The sequence below is a fragment of the Escherichia sp. XD33 genome (genome assembly GCF_019375075.1).
GTDB lineage: Bacteria > Pseudomonadota > Gammaproteobacteria > Enterobacterales > Enterobacteriaceae > Enterobacter > Enterobacter flexneri_A.
Genome location: NZ_JAENDM010000109.1, coordinates 1 through 4,865 on the forward strand (window position 1 = coordinate 1; position 4,865 = coordinate 4,865).

Annotated in this window: 5 protein-coding genes and 1 pseudogene; 2 read left to right on the forward strand and 4 right to left on the reverse strand. The window is 56.0% G+C overall.

From position 1 onward, the window contains the following. Both K0778_RS28000 and ltrA read left to right on the forward strand, forming a co-directional pair. Positions 1-101: pseudogene (locus K0778_RS28000) on the forward strand (hypothetical protein); the annotation flags it as partial. 728 nt (positions 102-829) lie between these two features. Next, positions 830-2,497, forward strand: a complete 1,668-nt coding sequence (ltrA, locus tag K0778_RS24800) for a group II intron reverse transcriptase/maturase (RefSeq protein ID WP_012372796.1) — start codon at positions 830-832, stop codon at positions 2,495-2,497. A gap of 313 nt (positions 2,498-2,810) precedes the next feature. Here the strand turns inward: ltrA and K0778_RS24805 are convergent, their stop codons facing one another. The 4 genes from K0778_RS24805 to K0778_RS24820 all read right to left on the reverse strand — a co-directional run. Further along, positions 2,811-3,002: a hypothetical protein gene (locus K0778_RS24805; protein ID WP_001027516.1), complete on the reverse strand. Its 192-nt coding sequence runs from the start codon at positions 3,000-3,002 to the stop codon at positions 2,811-2,813. Then, complete coding sequence (locus K0778_RS24810) at positions 2,999-3,421, reverse strand: DUF1380 family protein (RefSeq protein ID WP_000271753.1); 423 nt, start codon at positions 3,419-3,421, stop codon at positions 2,999-3,001. Before K0778_RS24810 ends, K0778_RS24805 begins: the two co-directional genes overlap by 4 nt. 46 nt (positions 3,422-3,467) lie before the next feature. After that, on the reverse strand, positions 3,468-3,893 hold the full coding sequence (locus K0778_RS24815) for an antirestriction protein (RefSeq protein WP_001198928.1): 426 nt from the start codon (positions 3,891-3,893) through the stop codon (positions 3,468-3,470). A 416-nt stretch (positions 3,894-4,309) separates the two neighbouring features. Next, the coding region (locus K0778_RS24820) for a hypothetical protein (RefSeq protein WP_201276758.1) at positions 4,310-4,865 on the reverse strand (556 nt) is incomplete at its 5' end.

The window sequence follows — 4,865 nt, forward strand, 5'->3', positions numbered from 1 at the left end:
CCTTACATCCCGGCGGCCTTTTGCCGGGATGTAAGGAGCGCAGGCCACGGCGCGACAGAGGCGGCGCGACCGGAACGGTCGCTGCAAGCCCGGGGTTTTCACGCATCGGACCGTAGCGACAGCCCGAAACCGCGCCAGCGGGTTCGGCGGAGACTGGCAGGTGCGCCAGCAGCTGCCTGTCGGAGTCGGGCCTGACGACCGGATGCCGCCAGGCAGCCGGGAGCCGAAGGTGCGCGTGCGACAGGAAGTCGCTTAACGTATTGTTTTACATTGATAAAACCAGCTATCCCATTAGCTGTAGCCTACCGGGACAGGCGCTGCCGGCAACGGCGGGGTCTGAAGCTCCCGGGACAACGAGAGCCGGGCGTCAGCCCGGGTAAAGCCCCGTGAGGGGCTTTACCTTGCTGCAAGCATCATGTGGCAGGAGAGCAAGGCTGGTCAGAAGGGTTAACACATGTGAACTGTTGATAAACACCGTTATCGGCAACAGGCCAAAGATGCTGACAGGCCTGAACCAAAAGGTACGGGGTCCGGTTGCTACCTCGCGCACAGGGAGCACATGGGCGCAGAGACCCCCGGTGAAGAGACAGAACCCGCCCTGACCCTCTGTATGTTAAGCGGAACCTGGTAAACCCGTATCGCTGCCTTACAGGCAGGTGAACCGTAAGGAACACTGTAGGCGGTGCGGGCAGAGGAGGACGGAAAAAGCAAATGCCCGGTTGTAATGACCGGGATACGGGGCAGGTTCCCCGACGCGAAAGCGGGCAGACTTCCGTCTGGTCTTTAATTGCATGAAAAGCTGTAAAGCAGTCAAAAGGATATCAGCGAGATGAATACACACATCAGTGTGTCCACGATACCCCACCCGACAGGCTGGCACACCATAGACTGGAAAGCATGCCATGCCCGGGTGCGAAAGCTACAGTTACGGATTGCAAAGGCAACCCGACAGCAACAATGGCGGCAGGTCAGAGAACTACAGCGCATCCTCACCCGCTCATTCTCCGGCAAAGCCGTGGCTGTCAGGCGTGTAACTGAAAATACCGGTAAAAGGACACCCGGTATTGACGGAAAAATATGGCACACACCGAAGGAGAAATGGGAAGGAATATGCAGCCTGAATCTGTGTGGTTACAGGCCACAGCCACTACGGCGAATACATATCCCAAAATCAAACGGCAAAACGCGACCGCTGGGCATACCCACAATGAGGGACCGGGCCATGCAGGCACTGTGGCTGCTGGCTCTGGAACCCGTATCCGAGACCACTGCTGACCATAACAGCTATGGTTTCAGACCAATGCGCAGCACGCATGACGCCATTGAGTCCATTTTTCTGCGGATGAGCCAGAAAGTATCGCCCAAATGGATACTGGAGGGCGATATTAAAGGGTGTTTCGATAACATCAGCCATGACTGGCTGCTTTCCCATATTCCGATGGACAGGAGACTGCTTAAAAAATGGTTGAAAGCAGGTTACATGGAAAGAGGCGTGTTTAACCATACGAACAGCGGGACACCGCAGGGAGGCATCATATCCCCTGTTCTCGCCAACATGGCTCTGGACGGACTGGAGAAGGAACTGATGCAAACGTTCAGGAAAAGTGGTTATCACAGTGCAAAGCACCAGGTGAATTATGTGAGATATGCTGATGATTTCATCTGTTCAGGCAGCTCCCGTGAATTGCTGGAAAATGAGGTCAGACCACTGATTGCAGCTTTCATGCGCGAACGAGGGCTGGAACTGTCGGAAGAAAAAACCGCGATTACACATATAGATAAAGGCTTCGACTTTTTAGGGCAGAACGTCAGGAAGTACAACGGTAAAATGCTGATTAAACCGTCGAAGAAAAACCTGAAGAACTTCCTCTGTAAAGTCAGAGAAATAATTAAACGCAATCCGACGCTCCCGGCATGGAAACTGATAGGCCAGCTAAACCCGGTAATCCGGGGATGGGCTACCTATCACCGACACGTCGTGGCGAAAGAAACATTTAATTATGTCGACACCCAAATCTGGCGAGCTATATGGCGATGGTGTGTAAGAAGGCACCCCCGAAAAGGATTGCGGTGGATCGCCGGACGATACTTCTCCTTTGAAGGCAGGCGCTGGATCTTTAAAGCCATAACCCCGGAAGGGAAAATTCTGACTCTCTTCCGGGCAATGGAAACACCGATAAAGCGCCATATAAAAATCAAAGGCGAAGCAACACCATACACCCCCGGAATGGAAATCTACTTTGAACGTCGTCTGGATCTAATCTGGAAAGGCAAATCAAAGAAGATGAAGACAGTAGTTCAACTCTGGAAGAGGCAGGGGAAACACTGTCCGCAGTGCGGACAACCCATAACCAACCAGACCGGATGGAATATACATCACCGGATCAGGAAAGTTATGGGCGGCAGTGACGAACTGACCAATCTCGAGTTGTTACATCCGAACTGCCACCGACAGTTACACAGCAGGGAAGCCGGTGCTCACCGAAAGCACTTATAAAGGCTTGAGCGGAGTGCGGGGAAACTCGCACGCTCCGTTCTTAGGGGGCGGCGGCGCAGCAATGTGCCGCTGCTACCCGACCCGGCAGACAGAACAACACTGCAGTAGTCAGAATCAGAGCAGCAGATAAAGGAACAACAACATCAGGAACAGTTCCATAACATAAGAAAGAAACACTCCTGAGTCAGACACATCACAGACGGGAAGGGTAACGGGCGACGCGCCAGCGTGGCCCGCTTCCCTTCCGGCAGGCGTCAGCCTGCCAGGGGTTTTCGCGCGGACTGACAGGCGGCCTCCACCGCCTGCCCCTGTATCACCTGTTTCTGCTACCCTGTAAGATGTAGTGACCGCCCAGGAAAACCGCCTGCTGATTCGCCACAAAATCGCAGATTTCATCAACAATCTGCGCGGTGGTGAGCGGTTTCTGCCCCATTTCACGACGCCGCGCATTAATCACGGCCCTGTAATTACGCAGAATTTCGCGGGTTTCTGTGCTGATATTCATGACATCGTCTCCCCGTCCAGCGCCTGTAACACAACGTCCATTGCTTCGCGTTCCTCCCTGACGAATGCGTCACCGTCGCCCCCGTTCTCACTCCCGACGGCATACAGGCGCTTCATTTCACTGCCTGCCAGCGCCATCACTTTTTCCAGCATCACCGCCGGGACTGTCACCTGACGGCTGGCGCGCTTTTCTTCCATCAGTTCACGAACAACGCCGTGAACAACGCTGACATCCGCACCATATTCAAAGGCATCGTCCAGCCGCTGCATGACGGTTTCCAGCTCATCGTCTGTCAGACTCCAGTCCTGGGCTATGTGACGCACATCCCCACGGGTCAGCACTACGGCAAAAACGCATTCACTGTCCGGCACGTCTGTATCCAGCACTTCGCGGATAATTTCTTTAACAGTACAGTACATGTTCTCGTCTCCTTTACAGGGGCGGCATTGCCGCCCCGTCCGTTAATCAGTCCAGAGCCGCGTAAATCGCGTTGCATTCGGGGTGAAATTCGATGTGACGCCACAACTGCGCATCGCGCATCCGGTAAAGCTGGGTCAGTCCTGCATCCCCGCTGTCGTGGTACAGCCACAACTGGCGGTTAATCACAAGGGAGGTCAGGATGATGCCTGCGGCATCAGCACTCACGGTACGGTCAAACCAGTTTGCACCGTTCACCATGTGGAAACGGTCGCCATCCGGCATCATGTAACCGCCACCGTCCGGCAGGCGGATGAAGTGCCAGAAGCCTCCCTGATATTCCGGCATCATTTTTTGCGCCAGCGCGTACACATACGCCTCGGCATACAGAAAATCGTTGCCAAACAGATACGGTAGAAAGGAGAGACGGTCGCACTCTTCAACGTTCAGAGTGACAGGTTTCGCATATTGCATGATGTTTTCCTCCGTTGTTCACATATTCCGCGACACCGGGCGGTGCCGTGCCTCCATAAAAGCCGGGCGATAAGGCGGGGATGCAAGGGCGCAAGGGAAGCCGCAGCCTGACGCACACGGCTGGCGGGAGTTGGAGGGTGAGACCGCGAAATCTGAGCGGGTGAACGACCGGAAAATCACGGCAGACGGGAAGGAGGGACCGGGTGACCGCAGCGGCGAAGCGTACCCTTGCATCCCTGCCAGCCCGGCTACGATGGAGGCACGGCACAGCCCGCACACGACGCTGAGGCCACATAACTGAAAACCCACAAGGCCATGCCCCGCATGGCCGGGTAAAGCGGAGCCGGCGGCGACTTCCTTTGTGCTCTGTCCGGGGACCGGCAGGAAAAAGGCGGGGATTTACCCCGCCAACGTCATCATTTCCGGATTTTTGCCAGGGCATCCGCCATGCTGCGGATTTCGGCCCGGGCTTCCCGGACCACCTCCCGCAGAACACCACGGTCAAACCAGCGGCGGGGCGGTTCATCCGGTATACGCAGCACATCGCAGGCCAGCCCACTGGACAGGATATGCTCAATACACTCACTGACCAGATACATTTCCACCGACGAAAAACGTGCTCCCCGGTTCACGATGGCATCGAGCACCACGGGCAGGTTTTCGTCATCTTCATCGAGCCAGCAGGGGTGATCGCTTTCCTTCACGACCAGGCGAAAGCGGCGCGTCTGGCGGGTCAGCAACGTCTGACCGGTGGTGGTCAGCGCCGCACGGATACGCCGCGCATCTTCTGCCACCTGGTAACAGATGCTTCGTACCGCATCGTGCACCGCATCAAGAACAGCCCTGATTTCGTCTTCGGTCAGCCATTCTCCGGCATACGGGAAAGACACCTGCGTTCCGTCTGCCGGAAGTACCGGCAGCGACTGCCACTGACTGCCGGACAGTACCAGTTCCGCCCCGGTTCCGGTCAGT